Origin of the sequence: Pseudomonas sp. A25(2017) (assembly GCF_002001065.1) — a bacterium.
GTDB classification, from domain to species: Bacteria; Pseudomonadota; Gammaproteobacteria; order Pseudomonadales; family Pseudomonadaceae; genus Aquipseudomonas; species Aquipseudomonas kilonensis.
This window is the reverse complement of record NZ_MUOA01000068.1, coordinates 135650-153215: the sequence shown is the minus strand read 5'-3', so window position 1 is coordinate 153215 and position 17566 is coordinate 135650. Positions and strand designations below refer to the sequence as shown.

Sequence of the window (17566 nt, the reverse complement as noted above, 5' to 3'; positions counted from 1 at the left end):
TAAATGCTGTGTAGCAGCCGTGTAGGAGCTGTCGAGTGCAACGAGGCTGCGATCTTTCCTCCAACGCTTGAGTCTCAAGCGAAAGATCAAAAGATCGCAGCCTTCGGCAGCTCCTACAGTGCAAGCCCCCTCACCATCGGATTTGTCTCCAACCATCGATTAGCTTTCATTAAGCGGCATCTTCAGCTTGGCCGCCAGCGCCTGGGCTTGCAGATGCCCGGTCGGCGCCAACAAATGCAGCTCGGCACCGTTTAACGCGGCCATTCGCCGGGCTTCGCTCACCAGCCGTTCAGCCACGCCACGGCGACGGGTAACGTTTCGTACGCACAGGTGGGACAAGCGCCAGGCGTTCTGGTGCCGTTGCAGGCGTGCGGCACCGAGCAGGCGGTCATTGAACCGTGCTGCGACCAACGAGCCTTCCTCAAGGCATTGCGCGATCAGTTGCGTGGCATCGCCAAAGGGTTCAAACAGCCAGGCCGGGGCATCCCGGTAGATTTTCTGCAGGTCCTGTTGGTCCTGACAATTGGCGTCAGTAATGAGCTCGACAACGATGGGCATGAAAATTCCTGAAAAAATAAATCGTTAGCCCCCTACAGAAAGCGAGCAAGCGTGCGATAAGACAGATGGCACGAAAAAGGTGATATCACTTTGGTTTTTCTGCCGCGAGCAAATGGTAACCTTTGCCCGTTCGTCCGTCCTTCTGCGACTTGATGTCGCACACTATGGAGCCTCACCAGAAAATACAGCCATGCCTGCGTGCAATGAAGGCTGAGGGTGAGGCGTGGCTGACGGATCATTCCAATAATTGGGGGATACACAATGAGCACGAGCATCACGGCAGACGGCATCGCCGACCAGCCAGCGTTCCTCTCCAAGGAACGTATCATCGCCAAGCCCGGTTTCAACCGGTGGCTGGTTCCACCGGCCGCACTGGCCATTCACCTCTGCATCGGCATGGCCTATGGCTTCTCGGTGTTCTGGTTGCCACTGTCCAAAGCCTTGGGTGTCACCAAGCCTGTGGCCTGTGCACCGGATATGAGTTTCATCTCGCAAGTCTTTTCGTCCCAATGCGACTGGCCGATCTCGATGCTCGGCTGGATCTACACCCTGTTCTTCATCTTCCTGGGTTGCTCGGCAGCCATCTGGGGCGGCTGGCTGGAACACGCCGGGCCACGCAAGGCCGGCGTTGTATCGGCATTGTGCTGGTGCGGTGGCCTGCTGATTTCCGCGTTGGGTATCTATACCCACCAGATCTGGCTGATGTGGGTCGGTTCCGGGGTGATCGGTGGTATCGGCCTGGGCCTGGGCTACATCTCCCCGGTGTCGACCCTGATCAAGTGGTTCCCGGACAAGCGCGGCATGGCGACCGGCATGGCGATCATGGGCTTCGGCGGTGGTGCGATGGTCGGTGCTCCGCTGGCCGCGGCGCTGATGAACCATTTCGCTTCGCCAACCGGCGTGGGCGTATGGCAGAGCTTCCTGGTCATGGCCGCGATCTACTTCGTGTTCATGATCGGTGGCGCCTTGTCGTACCGCGTTCCACCGACCGGCTGGAAGCCTGAAGGCTGGACCCCGGCACCGAAGAAAGCCGCGAACGCGATGATCACCCATCGCCACGTTCACGTGAACGTTGCCTGGAAAACCCCGCAGTTCCGTCTGGTATGGCTGGTGCTGTGCCTGAACGTATCCGCCGGTATCGGCATCCTCGGCATGGCTTCGCCACTGTTGCAGGAAGTGTTCGGCGGCAAGTTGCTCGGCAATGACCTGCCTTTCGGTCAGCTGGACGCCGTGCAACTGGGCCAGATCGCGGCCATCGCGGCGGGTTTCACCGGTCTGTTGAGCCTGTTCAACATCGGTGGCCGGTTCTTCTGGGCCTCCTTCTCGGATTACCTGGGTCGTAAAAACACCTATTTCGTGTTCTTCGCCCTGGGCTTTGCCCTGTACGCGCTGATCCCGAACCTGGGTCACCTGGGCAGCGTCGCGCTGTTCGTGGCGGCGTTCTGCATCATCCTGTCGATGTACGGCGGCGGTTTCGCCACGGTGCCGGCCTACCTGGCGGACCTGTTCGGTACGCAAATGGTCGGTGCAATCCACGGTCGTCTGCTGACTGCCTGGGCGGCGGCAGGCGTGCTGGGTCCGGTACTGGTGAACTACCTGCGTGAATATCAACTGAGCATCGGTGTTGAACGTGCCGCGGCCTATGACATCACCTTGTACATCCTCGCCGGCCTGCTGGTGCTGGGCTTCCTCTGCAACCTGATGGTCCGTCCGGTCGCCGACAAGTACTTCATGACCGATGCCGAACTGGCCGCCGAACAGGCGCTGGGCCATGACAAAGGCGCCGACAGCAGCACTTCGCTGGAGTGGAAAGCCGCACCGGGCACCAAGTCCCTGGCGATCGCCGCCTGGCTGGTGGTGGGCATTCCGTTGGCGTGGGGTGTGTGGGTGACCCTGCAGAAGACGGCGGTGTTGTTCCGCTAAGACCGTTGCCCTGACCGTCAGGCCAGGGCAACCCTAAATGTGGGAGCGGGCTTGCTCGCGAATGCGGTGTGTCAGTTAACGATGATGTCGACTGATACGCCGCCTTCGCGAGCAAGCCCGCTCCCACATTTGCTTTTGGGTGACCTTGAAAGCTTGTATGGACATGTCTATCACCGACAGCCCGGGATTCAGCCCGTCAGTGATGTCACCTCTTGTGTTTCTGTTTGCCGCTCGCGCCCCTATAATGGCTGCCTTTTTCGCCCAATGATTTTGCGGAGCTGGTGATGGCCGAACGTAAGGCGTCTGTCGAGCGCGACACTCTGGAAACCCAGATCAAAGCCTCGATCAACCTGGATGGCACCGGAAAGGCCCGGTTTGATATCGGTGTACCTTTTCTTGAGCACATGCTGGACCAGATCGCCCGTCACGGGCTGATCGACCTGGACATCGTCAGCAAGGGCGACCTGCATATCGACGACCACCACACGGTGGAAGACGTCGGTATCACCTTGGGCCAGGCCTTTACCAAAGCCATCGGCGACAAGAAGGGCATCCGTCGCTACGGTCATGCCTACGTGCCGCTCGATGAAGCGCTGTCGCGCGTGGTCATCGACTTCTCCGGTCGTCCGGGCCTGCAGATGCACGTGCCGTACACCCGTGCCACCGTCGGCGGCTTCGACGTTGACCTGTTCCAGGAATTCTTCCAGGGCTTCGTCAACCACGCCAACGTGACCCTGCACATCGACAACCTGCGCGGGCACAACACCCACCACCAGATCGAAACCGTGTTCAAGGCTTTCGGCCGCGCCCTGCGCATGGCCGTCGAGCTCGATGACCGCATGGCCGGCCAGATGCCTTCCACCAAGGGCGTCCTGTAATGCAGACGGTCGCGGTAATCGACTACGGCATGGGCAACCTGCACTCGGTGGCCAAGGCCCTCGAGCACGTGGGCGCTGGCAAGGTGCTGATCACCAGCGATGCCGACGTGATTCGCGAAGCCGACCGGGTGGTGTTCCCCGGCGTCGGTGCGATTCGCGATTGCATGGCCGAGATTCGTCGCCTGGGCTTCGACAAGCTGGTGCACGAAGTCAGCCAGGACCGTCCGTTCCTTGGCATCTGCGTGGGCATGCAAGCCTTGCTCGAGCGCAGCGAAGAGAACGACGGCGTCGATTGCATCTCCATGTTTCCAGGCCAGGTGAAGTTTTTCGGCAAGGGCCTGCATGAAGACGGCGAGCACCTGAAAGTCCCGCACATGGGCTGGAACGAAGTGAAGCAGACGGTGGATCACCCCCTGTGGCACAACATCCCGGACCTGGCGCGCTTCTACTTCGTGCACAGCTACTACATCGCCGCCGGCAATGCGCGGCAGGTGGTGGGCAGCGGTCACTATGGCGTTGATTTCGCCGCGGCCCTGGCCGATGGTTCGCGCTTCGCCGTGCAGTTCCACCCCGAGAAGAGTCATACCCATGGCCTGCAGCTGTTGCAGAACTTCGCCGCGTGGGACGGGCGCTGGTAATGGCCCGCAAGAAACCGCCGATCCTCACCCTCACGCCCGAGCAGGAGAGTGAAGCGAACCGCAAGATCCAGCGGTTCATGGAGGACCGTTTCGAGCTGGACCTGGGCTCGTTCGAAGCGGCGGAAATTCTTGACCTGTTTACCCGCGAAATTGCTCCGCACTATTACAACAGGGCGATTTTCGATGTGCAGACGCACCTTAAAGAAAGGTTCGAAAGCATTGAAAGCGACTTGTGGGCGCTCGAGAAAAACTGATTTTCGAGCCAAGCTGAATATTCGTATTTGAAGGTTTGCCAGATGCTGATTATCCCCGCTATCGATCTCAAGGACGGCGCTTGCGTACGTCTGCGTCAGGGCCGCATGGAAGACTCCACGGTGTTTTCCGATGACCCGGTGAGCATGGCCGCCAAGTGGGTGGAGGGCGGCTGCCGTCGCCTGCATCTGGTCGATCTGAACGGTGCCTTCGAAGGGCAGCCGGTCAATGGCGAAGTGGTCACGGCCATTGCCAAGCGCTACCCGAACCTGCCGATCCAGATCGGCGGCGGCATTCGCTCGCTGGAAACCATCGAACATTACGTCAAGGCTGGCGTGAGCTACGTGATCATCGGCACCAAGGCCGTGAAAGAGCCCGAGTTCGTTGCTGAAGCGTGCCGCGCCTTCCCGGGCAAAGTCATCGTTGGCCTGGACGCAAAAGACGGTTTTGTCGCCACCGACGGCTGGGCTGAAGTCAGCACCGTGCAGGTGATCGACCTGGCCAAGCGTTTCGAAGCCGACGGCGTGTCTGCCATCGTCTACACCGACATCGCCAAAGACGGCATGATGCAGGGCTGCAATGTCCCGTTCACCGCCGCCCTGGCTGCCGCGACGAAGATCCCGGTCATCGCTTCCGGTGGCATCCACAACCTGGGTGACATCAAGGCGCTGCTCGACGCCAAGGCGCCGGGCATCATCGGTGCGATCACCGGTCGCGCGATCTACGAAGGCACCCTGGACGTCGCCGAGGCCCAGGCCTTCTGCGATACCTATAAAGGCTGAGGACTCACCATGGCGCTGGCCAAACGCATCATCCCTTGCCTGGACGTGGACAACGGCCGGGTGGTCAAGGGCGTCAAGTTCGAGAACATCCGTGATGCCGGCGACCCGGTGGAAATCGCCCGTCGCTACGACGAACAGGGTGCGGACGAGATTACCTTCCTCGACATCACGGCCAGCGTCGATGGCCGCGATACCACATTGCATACCGTCGAGCGCATGGCCAGCCAGGTGTTCATCCCGCTGACCGTGGGCGGTGGCGTACGCACCGTGCAAGACATCCGCAACCTGCTCAATGCCGGGGCCGACAAGGTGTCGATCAACACCGCGGCGGTGTTCAACCCGGAATTCGTCGGCGAAGCGGCCCAGCACTTTGGCTCGCAGTGCATCGTCGTGGCCATCGATGCGAAGAAGGTCTCCGGCCCGGGCGAAACCCCGCGCTGGGAAATCTTCACCCACGGCGGGCGCAAACCCACGGGCCTCGACGCCGTCGAGTGGGCGAAGAAGATGGAAGGCCTGGGCGCCGGTGAAATCCTGCTGACCAGCATGGACCAGGACGGCATGAAAAACGGCTTCGACCTCGGCGTCACTCGCGCCATCAGCGATGCCCTGGGCATTCCGGTGATCGCTTCCGGCGGCGTCGGCAACCTGCAACACCTGGCCGACGGCATCCTCGAAGGCCATGCCAGCGCGGTGCTGGCGGCGAGCATTTTCCACTTTGGCGAATACACCGTGCCGGAAGCCAAGGCCTACATGGCGCATCGCGGTATCTGCATTCGCTGACTGCTGGACACCATGGCGGGCCCAAGGCACTCTTGGGCACACCATGGATTGCGGTAGCCCGACATGCTCAAACGCCTCGTTCTTGCCTTTGCCGGTGCCACGCTGCTGCTCGCCGGTACCGTCCGCGCCGCTGAAACATCGCTGGTGTTACTGACGGAAAACTTCCCGCCGTACAACATGGCCAAGAACGGCAAGAACTTCGCCCAGGACGAAAACATCCATGGCATTGCCGCGGACATCGTCCGCGAAATATTCAAGCGTGCCGATATCTCCTACAGCCTGACGCTGCGTTTCCCCTGGGAGCGCATCTACAAACTCGCCTTGGAAAACCCTGGCTACGGTGTGTTTGTCATGGCGCGGTTGCCGGAGCGTGAAAAGCTTTTCAAATGGGTCGGCCCGATCGGCCCGGATGATTGGATCATGCTCGCCAAGGCCGACAGCAAGATCGCCCTAGGCTCGCTGGAGCAGGCGCGCCAATACAAGGTCGGTGCCTACAAGGGCGACGCGATTGCCGAGACATTGGCCAAGCAAGGGCTGAACCCGATTGTCGTGTTGCGCGATCAGGACAACGCCCGGAAACTGGTCAACGGCCAGATCGACCTGTGGGCCACCGGCGACCCTGCCGGGCGGTACCTGGCGCGTCAGGAAGGGGTGAACGATCTCAAGACCGTGCTGCGATTCAACAGTGCCGAGCTGTACCTGGCCTTGAACAAGGACGTGCCTGACGACGTGGTTGCCCGGCTTCAAAAGGCCCTGGATGAATTGCGCAAGGAAGGTGAAGTGGACGCGATCATGGCGCGGTATCTCTGAGCGCTGTGCAGGACTGTGCCGCCGCCATCGTCGGATCGCCGCCCGGAGCAAGCTCGCTCCCACAGGTATCCGGGTGTTCATAAATACTGCCTTCACCACAGATCAAAATGTGGGAGCGAGCCTGCTCGCGAATGCGGTGGATCAGCTTGCAGAGATGTTGAATGTGCAGCCTTCATCGCGAGCAGGCTCGCTCCCACAAGGGATCTGCTGTGAATACAAATCTTGTGCCCGATGCAGAACCACTGTGTGCGAGCTTGCTCCGGGCGGCGATCCGACGATGAAGGCAACGCGGTCGCCGCTACCGATAAACCCCATCCTTCCCATGCCCGACCATCGCCCGATTGCTGCGCAGGCTGATCATCGACTTGATGTCGATCCATTCGATGCCCTGGGCCTTGAGCTTGGGTAGCTCGCGTTCGAGCACGGCCAGGGTCTGCGGGTAGGGGTGGCCGATCATCACGGCCGAGCCCTGCCGGCGGGCCAGGTCGATGGCGCTCTGGAGTTGCTGGGCGATGGCGGCTTCGGTGCGCTCGTCGTCCAGGAACACGTCCCGCGACACGCTGGCGAGGCCGATCTTCTGCGCCTCGGCGGCGGCGACTGTCTGGGCGCTGGTGCGGCTGTCGACGAAAAACTTGTGGCGCTGCTGCAAATTCGCCATCAGCCACGCCATGGCCTGGGGCTGGGCGGTCATGCGGCTGCCCATGTGGTTGTTGATCCCGCTGGTGTAGGGCACTGCCGCGAAGGCGGCGTCGAGGCGCTTGCCCAGTTCTTCGGCGGGCAGCTCAGGATGCCAGGCGAACGGCCCGGTGGCCGGGTCCATGGGCATGTGCAGCATGACCAGTTTGCCGGCGCGATGGGCCTCGCGGGCGAATTCGGCGGCGTGGGGTGTGTCCGGCATGATCGCGGCGGTGACCGGGCCGGGGAGGGCCAGTACCCGGCGATCCCTAGGCAGGTTTTGCCCCAGGTCATCGATGATCAGGCTCAGGTACGCCTTGTGCGGCGAAGAGGGTGTGGCGGGCGCCGCGTTAACGGCCCCCGCCAGCAGGCACAGCAGGACGAAGGTAAAACGCAGGCCCATCTCAGCGGCCGGACGTGATGTTCAACCCTTTGAGCAGGCTCAGGGCCTGGGCCAACTGATAGTCGTCATCCTGCGGCATTGGCTTGGCCTTGGCGCCTGAGCCGGTCGGCTTGTCGGCACCGCCGTTGCCATTGCCCAGGTGACCTTGCAGGTCGGCTTCCTTGAAGTATTCGCTGTCCTGCTCGTTGGTGATCTTGGCCTTGCGCACCTCGATGTCCGGGACGATGCCCTGGGCCTGGATCGAGCGGCCGTTGGGCGTGAAGTACAGCGCGGTGGTGATCTTCAGGGCGCGGTCGTTGTTCAGTGGCAAGACGGTCTGTACCGAGCCCTTGCCGAAACTGGTGGTGCCCATGACCACGCCACGCTTCTGGTCTTGCAGGGCGCCGGCGACGATTTCCGATGCCGAGGCGCTGCCGCCGTTGATCAGCACTACCAATGGCACGGCTTCGCTCAGGTCGTTGCCGGTGGCCGAGAAGCGCAGCTCGGAATTGGCGATGCGCCCCTTGGTGTAGACGATCAGGCCCTTGGTGATGAAGTGATCCACCACTTCCACTGCCGATTGCAGCACGCCACCGGGGTTGTTGCGCAGGTCCAGGACCAGGCCGTTGAGCTTCTTGCCGTTGTCCTTGCGCATCTTGGCCAGGGCCTTGGCGACTTCTTCGCCGGTCTTGACCTGGAACTGAGTGATGCGGATGTAGCCGTAGCCCGATTCCAGCAACTGGCTCTTCACGCTCTTGACCTGGATGACCGCTCGCGTGAGGGTCACGTCGAACGGCGTGCCGCCGTCGCGCACCAGGGTCAGGGTGATCTTCTGGCCGATCTTGCCGCGCATCTTGTCCACGGCTTCGGTCATGCTTTGGCCGCGGGTCGGCTGGCCGTTGATCTTGACGATGAAGTCACCGGCCTGGATGCCGGCCTTGGAAGCGGGTGTGTCGTCGATCGGCGAAACCACTTTGACAAAACCGTCTTCGCTGCCGACCTCGATGCCCAGGCCGCCGAATTCGCCGCTGGTGCTTTCCTGCAGCTCGGCAAAATCCTCCGGCCCCAGGTAGGCCGAATGCGGGTCAAGGTTGCTGAGCATGCCTTTGATGGCGTTCTCCAGCAGTACTTTGTCGTCCACCGGTTCGACATAGGCGGCCTTGATCCGGTCCATGACCTCGGCAAAGGTGCGCAGTTCGTCCAGCGGCAGCGGGGCCTTGGTGGTCGCGGCTGTGGCGGCGGGTGCCGACGGGGCCGGTTCGGCGGCGAAAGCCAGGGGCGCAGCGATCACGAGGGCGATCGTCAGGGCCAGCGAGGTAAGGCGGGACAAATGCAGCATGTCGAACGAACTCCTTAATAGGATGGGCGCGCTTATCCTTGCGCACGACACCATTGGGTCGGGTCACTGGGGCGACCCTGCTGACGAATAGCGAAATACAGTGCTGGCGTATCCTGCCCGCCACTGTTACCGACCGTGGAGATGGACTCACCGGCCTTGACCACATCCCCCGCGGACTTGAGCAGCGTCTGGTTGTGGCCGTACAGGCTCAAATAACCGTTGCCGTGATCCAGGATCACCAGCAGGCCGGCGCCGCGCAGCCAGTCGGCGAAGACCACGCGCCCGCCATGCACGGCATGCACCTGGCTACCGGCGGAGGCGCTGATCATCACGCCGTCCCACTTGGTGCGGGTGTCGTCGCCGCGGGTTTCACCAAAGCGCGCAAGCAGTCGACCATTGACCGGCCATGGAAGTTTGCCTCGTGCCGAACCAAAAGCGCCGCCGAAGGTTTCTCCGTCACTGGAAACCAGTGCGCCGGGGCTGGATTTTGCCGGTTTGCGCGGTGCGTCGCCGGCGTCTGCGTCGGCCTGGGCTTCACGCAAACGCTTTTTTTCGGCTTCCTGCTGGGCGATCAGCGCTTTCTGGCGCGCTTCTTCCGCCTCTCGGGCCTGGCGGGCCAGGGTTTCTTCGATGGTTTTCAACACATTGGCCAGTTCGGCCTGGTCCTGCTCGCGGGCCTTGAGTTTGCTGTCGCGAGCCTTCACATCGTCATTGAGCTTGGCCAGGGCCACCTGGCGTTCCTTGCGGACCTTCTCGAGTTCTTCGCGCTGGGTGTCGAGGCTGCTTTTCTGCACCAGCAACTGGGCTTGCTGCAGTTCGATGTCTTTTTCGACATTGGCCAGTTGGCGCAGGGTTTCGTTGAAGCTCTTGAGCTGTTCCAGGCGTGCCTGGCTCAGGTAATCGTAATAAGTGAGGGTGCGGGCGAATTTCTCGGGGTTCTGCTGGTTGAGCAGCAGCTTGAGGTATTCCTGGCGACCGTTCTGGTAGGCGGCCCGGGCCTGGATGGCGATCAGCTTTTGCTGTTCAGTGCGCGCGCTCTGGAGTTTTTTTTTCTCTCCATCGAGTCGTTGCAGCTCGGATTCGCTTTTCTTCAGCTCTTTTTGCAGGGCCTCGACCTGTTTCTCCAGATTGCCCATCTCGGTCTCGGTGCCGCGCAGGTCTTTCTGCACGCCGGATTTCTCTTCCTGCAACTTGCCCAGCAGCTTTTTCAGCTCGGCAATGTCCTGGCGCGTGGCTTCCAACTGTTGTTGGGTTTGCGCGCGCTCGTCGGCAAAGGCCGGTTGGAGCAGGCAGGTCAGAGCGAGGGCTATCAGGACGCGAAGCATAGAGGCGGGCGACACCAGGGAAAGGGACGGCCTAGTATGCCCGCCCCACGCTGCAAAAAAAACGCCCATTTGGGGCTGTGTGATAACTGGAGTGGTGCAGGGCGCTTATTTCCCGCCAAACCCCTGTGGGAGCAAAGCGTGCTCGCGATGACGTCGGCACATCCAACGAAAATGTAGATTGTCAGATTGCTATCGCGAGCAAGCTTTGCTCCCGCAGGGTTTGCGGTGATTGATGGATCAATCAGACCAGGATCGACGTCCCGGTCATCTCCGCCGGCTGCTCCATGCCCAGCAGCATCAGCATGGTCGGTGCCACGTCGGCCAGCACGCCGCCGTCGCGGACCTTGAAATCACGCTTGCCGACATAGATAAACGGCACCGGCTCGGTGGTGTGGGCGGTGTGGGCCTGGCCGGTGGATTCATCGGACATCTGCTCGACGTTGCCGTGGTCGGCCGTGATCAGTGCTTCGCCGCCGACCTTTTCCAGGGCTTCGACGATGCGGCCAACGCAGGTGTCCAGGCATTCCACGGCCTTGACCGCCGCGTCGAACACGCCGCTGTGGCCCACCATGTCGCCGTTGGCGTAGTTGACCACGATCACGTCGTAACGCTGGTTTTCAATGGCCTCGACGATGCGGTCGGTCACTTCCGGCGCGCTCATCTCCGGTTGCAGGTCGTAGGTGGCGACTTTTGGCGAGGGGATCAGGATGCGTTCTTCGCCCGGGAAGGGTTCTTCACGGCCGCCGGAGAAAAAGAACGTCACGTGGGCGTATTTTTCGGTCTCGGCGATGCGCAGTTGGGTCTTGCCGTTCTTCGCCAGGTAGTCGCCCAGCACGTTTTCCAGGCTGCCGGCGGCGAAGGCCGATGGCGCGGGGATGCTGGCGGCGTATTGGGTCAGCATCACGAAACCGGCCAGTTTCGGCTGGCGAGCGCGTTCGAACGCCTTGAAGTCGTCCTCGACAAACACGCGGGTCAGTTCGCGAGCGCGGTCGGCGCGGAAGTTCATGAACACCACGGCGTCGCCGTCTTCAACCTTGACCGGCTCACCGATGGTGGTGGCCTTGACGAATTCGTCGCTTTCGCCGCGCTCGTAGGCGGCTTGCAGGCCTTCCTGGGCGGTGGCGGCGTTGAAATCGGCGCTGCCGTCGACGATCAGGTTGTAGGCCTGGGACACGCGGTCCCAACGGTTGTCACGGTCCATGGCGTAGTAGCGGCCAATGAGGCTGGCGATGCGCCCCTTGCCGAGTGCCTGGAACGCTGCGTCCAGCAGTTCGATCGACGACGTGGCGCTTTTCGGCGGGGTGTCGCGGCCATCGAGGAACGCGTGCAGGTAGATCTGCTCGGCGCCGCGCTTGAAGGCCAGTTCGGCCATGGCAATCAGGTGGTCCTGGTGGCTGTGCACACCACCGTCGGACAGCAGGCCCATGAAGTGCACGGCCTTGCCAGCGGCCACGGCTTTATCCACGGCGGCGCAGATGGTCGGGTTTTCGAAGAATTCACCGTCGCGGATCGATTTGGTCACGCGGGTGAAGTCCTGATACACCACGCGGCCTGCGCCGAGGTTCATGTGGCCGACTTCGGAGTTGCCCATCTGCCCGTCCGGCAGGCCGACGTCCATGCCGCTGCCGGAGATCAGGCCGTTGGGCACGGTGGCCCACAAACGGTCCAGCACAGGCTTGTTGGCCGAATACACGGCGTTGGATTCGTGGCTGTCACTGTGACCGAAGCCGTCGAGAATCATCAGGACCAAAGGTTTAGGCGTGGTAGTCATGGAATCCACTCGTGGCGGGTTAAAAGAAGACGATGGAAAAGGGACGGGCAGTTTAAAGGTAAGTTCCGACGGCGTCACCGCCGGGCGGGGTTTGGCCGGCCTTGTGTGCTGTGTATACTGGCCGACATTTTAACGCCCTGGAACCTCCTTCGATGGTTGCTCACCTGATTGAATTTGCCACTAACCACTACATTCTCGTCGGTATCTTCGTCGTACTGCTGGCGTTGCTGGTAGCCCATACGATGCAGGGCGGCGGCCGCAGCCTCAGTACCGCCGAGCTGACGGCGCTGGTCAACAAGGATGCCGGCGTGGTGGTGGACATCCGCCCGAGCAAGGACTACGCCGCCGGCCACATTGTCGGGGCGGTGAATATTCCCCAGGACAAACTGATCGCCCGTATCGGCGAGCTGGAAAAACACAAGGCCAAGACGCTGATCCTGGTAGATGCCCAAGGCCAGCACGCCGGCACCCACGCCCGCGAGCTGATGAAGTCCGGTTTCACCGCCGCCAAGCTGTCCGGTGGTGTGGCGAGCTGGAAAGCCGACAATCTGCCCCTGGTGAAGTGAAATGCCCCACGTTGTTGTCTATTCCAGCGATTACTGCCCCTATTGCTCCAGAGCCAAGTTCCTGCTCCAGAACAAAGGCGTGGCCTTCGAAGAGATCAAGGTCGACGGCAAGCCGCAACTGCGCGCCGAAATGACCCAGAAGGCCGGGCGCACGTCCGTGCCGCAGATCTGGATCGGCAGCACCCACGTGGGCGGTTGCGATGATCTGTTCGCCCTGGAGCGTGCCGGTAAGCTCGACGCACTGCTCAAGGCCTGAATTTCCCACTGAAAGAACCTGAAAGTAAGAAGGATCTGCGATGACTGACCAACAGAACACAGCTGCCAGCGAAGAAGAAGCCGCACCGCAATTCTCCTTGCAGCGCATTTATGTACGTGACCTGTCCTTCGAAGCCCCGAAAAGCCCGGCGATCTTTCGCCAGCAGTGGGAGCCGAGTGTAGGCCTGGACCTGAACACTCGCCAGAAAGCCCTGGAAGATGACTTCCACGAAGTGGTGCTGACCCTGTCGGTCACCGTGAAAAACGGTGACGAAGTGGCGTTCATCGCCGAAGTGCAGCAGGCCGGGATCTTCCTGATCAAGAACCTGGATGCGGCCTCGATGAGCCACACCCTCGGTGCGTTCTGCCCGAACATCCTGTTCCCGTACGCCCGCGAAACCCTGGACAGCCTGGTGACCCGCGGCTCGTTCCCGGCCCTGATGCTGGCCCCGGTGAACTTCGATGCCCTGTATGCGCAAGAACTGCAGCGCATGCAGCAAGAAGGCGGCGTGACCGTTCAGTAAACGGCGCTGCCAGCCCGGCACAAACCCTGTGGGAGCGAGCTCTGTGGGAGCAAAGCTTGCTCGCGATGAACGATGACGCGGTTTTGCAGTTGAACCGTGTCGACCTCATCGCGAGCAAGCTTTGCTCCCACAGGCTTGCTCCCACAGGTGTTTTTGGCTGACAGGAAGGGCTCAGGCGAAGCCGTTCTGCCGCCACGCTTCATAAACCGCCACTGCCACGGTATTGGACAGGTTCAGGCTGCGGCAGCCTTCGCGCATCGGCAGGCGCAGGCGCTGGTCGGCGGGCAGGGCGTCCAGCACCTCGGCCGGCAGGCCACGGCTTTCCGGGCCGAACAGGAACGCATCACCGGCGACGAAGCTGGCGTCATGGAACGGCCGCGAACCCTTGGTGGTAAAGGCGAACAGGCGCGGATGCCCCAGGCTCTCCAGACAACTGGCAAGGTCGGCGTGACGCTGCAAGGTGGCATACTCGTGGTAGTCGAGACCGGCACGGCGCAGGCGCTTGTCGTCCATGTCGAAGCCCAGCGGTTCGATCAAATGCAGGTGGCAGCCGCTGTTGGCGCACAACCTGATGACGTTGCCGGTATTCGGCGGAATTTCCGGTTGAAAAAGGATGACGTGAAACATGCACGGCTCCGCAGATAAAGATGAGCGGCATTCTACGCCGCAAACCGATAAACGTTCGAAGCTAATGCCTCGGGTGATGGGCTCGTTGGCGATCGTCGGCGTGATGGTCGGGCTGATGATCGGACGCCTGACCACACCCGAACCGAGCGTGCTGCAGCAGGTCGAGGTGACCGACGGTGGCGTGGTGGCCTGGTTCAATAACGAACCCAAGTTGCACGGGGAAGTCATCGACGGCTCGGTGGCGTTGTTGTTCGAAGCAGAAGGTCGATCGCAGAACGGCCAGTTGAAGCTCAACGGCAAGGACGTGAACTGGCGGGTGCGTTTGAGTGACAAGGGGTTGTTGCTGACGCTGGTGGCTGCGCGTCCGCTGCGCGGGGCGTGGACCGCCAGCGAGGTCGATGACCGCTGGCGGCTGGAGGTCCGTCTCCAGGAGCAATAAAAGAGGGAATCCCCGGCCTGCCTGTACCAAGGTCCCCAAAACGGGAGGGCTTACCGCGAAGGTCCAGCCCTGGTGTAAAGAAGGGAAACCTTGACCTGCCTGTATCAAGGCCCCCAAAACAGTGGGCTCGATGAGCCCGGTATAAAATGGGGAATCCCCGGCCTGCCTGTACCAAGGTCCCCGAAACTGGGTAGTGATTGAGTTATTGCAGGGGGCGTGCCAGTTTTAAATGGCTTGTCACAAAAAGACCGCTGGTGATGCGAAAAGCCCCGTATTCCGGGGCTTTTGTTTTTATTTGTGCGGTTTTTTTCGAACGGGGTCGATGGTTTTGGCTCGTTGTGCATGCGCAATTGCGGTTCGCAGTGCATTGATGCGGTGCACAAAGCTTTTAAAAGCATCGCGAGCAGGCTCGCTTCCACAAGGTTCAGTGGTGTTCACGCGCTCGCGAACACCGAAAATCCATTGTGGGAGCGAGCCTGCTCGCGATTGGCCTTCAAGATCAGCGAAGAGCTAAAGGCTATTCAGCCCTCATCCCCGTCATCATCATCCCCACCGTCAACCTTCATCCCCAATTCCTTGATCTTGCGGGTCAAGGTATTGCGGCCCCAGCCCAGCAGCACGGCGGCGTCGCGGCGGCGACCGGCGGTGTGCTTGAGGGCGGTCTCGATCATGATCCGCTCGAAGCTGGGCACGGCGCTGTCCAGCAGGCTCGACTGGCCACGGGCCAGGGCCTGATCAGCCCACTGGCGCAGGGCTTGCTCCCAGTTGGTCACCGGGGCTGAATCCTGCGGCAGGCTCAACAGCTCCGGCGGCAGGTCGCTGATGTGCACTTCGCGGCCCGAAGCCATCACCGTGATCCAGCGGCAGGTGTTCTCCAGCTGACGCACGTTGCCCGGCCACGGCAGGTTCTTGAGGTATTCCTCGGTTTCGCTCTTGAGCAGCTTGGGCTCGACCGCCAGTTCCTGGGCCGCGCGGCTGAGGAAGTGCCGGGCCAGGGTCGGGATGTCTTCTCGACGGTCCGCCAGGCGCGGGATATGAATGCGGATCACGTTCAGGCGATGGAACAAATCCTCACGGAATTTGCCGGCGTGAACCAGGGTTTCCAGGTTCTGGTGGGTGGCGGCGATGATGCGCACGTCCACCTTGACCGGCGTATGCCCGCCGACCCGATAGAACTCGCCATCGGCCAGTACGCGCAGCAAGCGGGTCTGGGTGTCCGCCGGCATGTCGCCGATTTCATCGAGGAACAACGTGCCGCCGTCGGCCTGCTCGAAGCGCCCGCGCCGCAGATTGGCGGCGCCGGTGAATGCCCCTTTTTCGTGGCCGAACAGCTCGGACTCCATCAGGTCCTTGGGAATCGCCGCCATGTTCAGCGCGATGAACGGCGATGCCGCCCGTGGACTGTGACGGTGCAGGGCGTGGGCCACCAGTTCTTTACCGGTGCCCGACTCGCCGTTGATCAGCACGGTGATGTTGGAGTGGCTCAGGCGCCCGATGGCGCGAAACACTTCCTGCATCGCCGGCGCTTCGCCGATGATTTCCGGGGTACGGGCCAGGGCCGGCACCTCTTCCATGCCCTGTTGTTCCTGGGCATGTTGATTGGCGCGCTTGACCAGCGACACGGCTTCATCGACGTCGAATGGCTTGGGCAGGTATTCGAAAGCGCCGCCCTGGTAGGACGCCACGGCGCTGTCCAGGTCGGAATGGGCGGTCATGATGATCACCGGCAGCCGCGGATGCTGTTCGCGAATCCGCGCCAGCAGGTCCAGGCCGCTGGCGCCCGGCATGCGGATGTCGGAGATGATGACGTCCGGTTGCTGACGCGCCAGGCGACTCATCACCCCATCGGCGCTGTCGAAGCTCTGGGTGGTCATGCCTTCCTGTTGCAAGGCTTTTTCCAGGACCCAACGGATAGAACGGTCGTCATCGACGATCCACACGGTTTCACTACGGCTCATGTCGATGTGGCTCCTTGTTCCAGTGGCAGGAAGATCGAGAAGGTGGTGTGGCCGGGGTGGCTTTCACACTCGATCAAGCCCTGATGCTGACTGATGATGTTCTGGGTAATGGCCAGGCCCAGCCCGGTACCGTCCGGACGGCCGCTGACCATGGGAAAAAAGATGGTTTCCTGCAGCTCGGCAGGGATGCCCGGGCCGTTGTCGATGATTTCGATCTTGGTCACCAGGCGATGGCGCACGTGGCCGATGGTGAACTGGCGCATGGCGCGGGTACGCAGGCTGATGCGGCCTAGGCGCAGCTCGTTCTGGCTGCTGATGGCTTGCATTGCGTTGCGCACGATGTTCAGCACGGCCTGGATCATCTGCTCGCGGTCGATCAGGACATCGGGGATGCTCGGGTCGTAGTCGCGCACCAGTGTGATGCAACCCTGGCTTTCCGCTTCCACCAGGCTGCTGACGCGCTCCAGCACCTCATGCACGTTGCACATCGCCAGCGATGGCAGCTTGTTCGAGCCGAGCATGCGGTCCACCAGGTTCCGCAGGCGGTCGGCTTCCTCAATGATGACGTTGGTGTAGTCCTTGAGGCTTTCTTCCGGCAGTTCGCGGGCGAGCAACTGCGCCGCGCCGCGAATCCCGCCGAGGGGGTTCTTGATCTCGTGGGCCAGGCCGCGCACCAGCATCTTGCTGGTTTCCTGCTTGGACAATTGCGCTTCTTCCTTGGTGATGCGCAGCAAGCGATCACGCGGGTGGACTTCCAGCAACAGCAGGGTGGCGCCGTTGTTCAGGATCGGCGTAACCGCGTAGTCCACGGTCAGGGTCTGGCCGGTCAGCGCGGTGAGCATCGCTTCGCGCTTGGTGAACGGATGGGCCTGTTCCACCGCCTGGCGCAAGGAGTTGAGCGCTTCGGTGGATTCGGTGAACAACTCGCTGATGAACTGCCCGTGGCTGCGCTGGCCACTGACGGCCAGGAGCATCTCCGCCGCCGGGTTCATGTACTCGAGGCGCAGTTCGGCGTCGAGCAGGATGGTCGCGGTGGTGAGGTTGTCGAGCAGCAAGCGGTGTAGTGCGTCGCTAATGGTCATCA

Annotated in this window: 19 protein-coding genes; 11 read left to right on the top strand and 8 right to left on the bottom strand. The window is 61.7% G+C overall.

Translation table 11 applies throughout. From position 1 onward, the window contains the following. Window positions 1–159: 159 nt before the first annotated feature. The gene (gene panM, locus B0E42_RS17025) at window positions 160–558 is read right to left on the bottom strand and encodes an aspartate 1-decarboxylase autocleavage activator PanM (protein ID WP_077506893.1); all 399 of its coding nucleotides are present in this window, start codon (window positions 556–558) and stop codon (window positions 160–162) included. A gap of 261 nt (window positions 559–819) precedes the next feature. Between panM and B0E42_RS17020 the strand changes: the two genes are divergently transcribed. The 7 genes from B0E42_RS17020 (at window position 820) to B0E42_RS16990 (ending at window position 6621) form a co-directional block, all read left to right on the top strand. After that, complete coding sequence (locus B0E42_RS17020) at window positions 820–2481, top strand: OFA family MFS transporter (protein WP_018606324.1); 1662 nt, start codon at window positions 820–822, stop codon at window positions 2479–2481. A 284-nt stretch (window positions 2482–2765) separates the two neighbouring features. Then, complete coding sequence (hisB, locus tag B0E42_RS17015) at window positions 2766–3359, top strand: imidazoleglycerol-phosphate dehydratase HisB (protein ID WP_003186751.1); 594 nt, start codon at window positions 2766–2768, stop codon at window positions 3357–3359. Beyond that, window positions 3359–3997: an imidazole glycerol phosphate synthase subunit HisH gene (hisH, locus tag B0E42_RS17010; RefSeq protein ID WP_018606318.1), complete on the top strand. Its 639-nt coding sequence runs from the start codon at window positions 3359–3361 to the stop codon at window positions 3995–3997. Before hisB ends, hisH begins: the two co-directional genes overlap by 1 nt. After that, a complete protein-coding gene (locus B0E42_RS17005; RefSeq protein ID WP_018606317.1) occupies window positions 3997–4251 on the top strand; it encodes a DUF2164 domain-containing protein in 255 nt (84 codons plus the stop codon). Before hisH ends, B0E42_RS17005 begins: the two co-directional genes overlap by 1 nt. 42 nt (window positions 4252–4293) lie before the next feature. After that, window positions 4294–5031 carry a 1-(5-phosphoribosyl)-5-[(5-phosphoribosylamino)methylideneamino]imidazole-4-carboxamide isomerase gene (hisA, locus tag B0E42_RS17000; protein WP_003196828.1) on the top strand — a complete coding sequence of 246 codons (738 nt, stop codon included), beginning with the start codon at window positions 4294–4296 and terminating at the stop codon, window positions 5029–5031. A gap of 9 nt (window positions 5032–5040) precedes the next feature. Next, window positions 5041–5811: an imidazole glycerol phosphate synthase subunit HisF gene (hisF, locus tag B0E42_RS16995; RefSeq protein WP_003196830.1), complete on the top strand. Its 771-nt coding sequence runs from the start codon at window positions 5041–5043 to the stop codon at window positions 5809–5811. Window positions 5812–5874: 63 nt separating this feature from the next. Further along, on the top strand, window positions 5875–6621 hold the full coding sequence (locus B0E42_RS16990) for an ABC transporter substrate-binding protein (protein ID WP_018606316.1): 747 nt from the start codon (window positions 5875–5877) through the stop codon (window positions 6619–6621). A 298-nt stretch (window positions 6622–6919) separates the two neighbouring features. Here B0E42_RS16990 and B0E42_RS16985 read toward each other — a convergent pair whose 3' ends face one another. The 4 genes from B0E42_RS16985 to gpmI all read right to left on the bottom strand — a co-directional run bounded on the left by B0E42_RS16985 (window position 6920) and on the right by gpmI (window position 12113). Next, window positions 6920–7699: a divergent polysaccharide deacetylase family protein gene (locus B0E42_RS16985; protein ID WP_077506892.1), complete on the bottom strand. Its 780-nt coding sequence runs from the start codon at window positions 7697–7699 to the stop codon at window positions 6920–6922. A gap of 1 nt (window position 7700) precedes the next feature. Then, window positions 7701–9017: a S41 family peptidase gene (locus B0E42_RS16980; RefSeq protein WP_018606312.1), complete on the bottom strand. Its 1317-nt coding sequence runs from the start codon at window positions 9015–9017 to the stop codon at window positions 7701–7703. A gap of 32 nt (window positions 9018–9049) precedes the next feature. After that, window positions 9050–10342 (bottom strand): murein hydrolase activator EnvC, encoded by a 1293-nt coding sequence (locus tag B0E42_RS16975; RefSeq protein ID WP_018606310.1) that lies wholly within the window; start codon window positions 10340–10342, stop codon window positions 9050–9052. A gap of 241 nt (window positions 10343–10583) precedes the next feature. Next, window positions 10584–12113, bottom strand: a complete 1530-nt coding sequence (gpmI, locus tag B0E42_RS16970) for a 2,3-bisphosphoglycerate-independent phosphoglycerate mutase (protein WP_053177678.1) — start codon at window positions 12111–12113, stop codon at window positions 10584–10586. Window positions 12114–12265: 152 nt separating this feature from the next. Here gpmI and B0E42_RS16965 point away from each other — a divergent pair, with 152 nt between their 5' ends. From B0E42_RS16965 to secB, 3 genes are read left to right on the top strand one after another with little or no spacing between them, the layout of a single operon-like run. Then, complete coding sequence (locus tag B0E42_RS16965; RefSeq protein ID WP_003196840.1) at window positions 12266–12679, top strand: rhodanese-like domain-containing protein; 414 nt, start codon at window positions 12266–12268, stop codon at window positions 12677–12679. 1 nt (window position 12680) lies between these two features. Beyond that, on the top strand, window positions 12681–12935 hold the full coding sequence (gene grxC / locus B0E42_RS16960) for a glutaredoxin 3 (protein WP_014336106.1): 255 nt from the start codon (window positions 12681–12683) through the stop codon (window positions 12933–12935). A 40-nt stretch (window positions 12936–12975) separates the two neighbouring features. Beyond that, window positions 12976–13458 carry a protein-export chaperone SecB gene (secB, locus tag B0E42_RS16955; protein ID WP_018606305.1) on the top strand — a complete coding sequence of 161 codons (483 nt, stop codon included), beginning with the start codon at window positions 12976–12978 and terminating at the stop codon, window positions 13456–13458. 171 nt (window positions 13459–13629) lie between these two features. Here the strand turns inward: secB and trmL are convergent, their stop codons facing one another. Beyond that, window positions 13630–14085, bottom strand: coding sequence for a tRNA (uridine(34)/cytosine(34)/5-carboxymethylaminomethyluridine(34)-2'-O)-methyltransferase TrmL (trmL, locus tag B0E42_RS16950; protein WP_003196848.1), 456 nt, complete (start codon window positions 14083–14085; stop codon window positions 13630–13632). Here trmL and B0E42_RS16945 point away from each other — a divergent pair. Beyond that, window positions 14084–14524: a hypothetical protein gene (locus tag B0E42_RS16945; protein WP_018606302.1), complete on the top strand. Its 441-nt coding sequence runs from the start codon at window positions 14084–14086 to the stop codon at window positions 14522–14524. The genes trmL and B0E42_RS16945 overlap by 2 nt on opposite strands. Window positions 14525–15045: 521 nt before the next feature. On the opposite strand, the gene ntrC is transcribed toward B0E42_RS16945, so the two are convergent. Together ntrC and glnL are read right to left on the bottom strand one after the other, a co-directional pair. Beyond that, window positions 15046–16482, bottom strand: a complete 1437-nt coding sequence (gene ntrC / locus B0E42_RS16940; protein WP_014336110.1) for a nitrogen regulation protein NR(I) — start codon at window positions 16480–16482, stop codon at window positions 15046–15048. Beyond that, on the bottom strand, window positions 16479–17564 hold the full coding sequence (glnL, locus tag B0E42_RS16935) for a nitrogen regulation protein NR(II) (protein ID WP_014336111.1): 1086 nt from the start codon (window positions 17562–17564) through the stop codon (window positions 16479–16481). The genes ntrC and glnL overlap by 4 nt, the downstream gene beginning before the upstream one ends. Window positions 17565–17566: the final 2 nt, after the last annotated feature.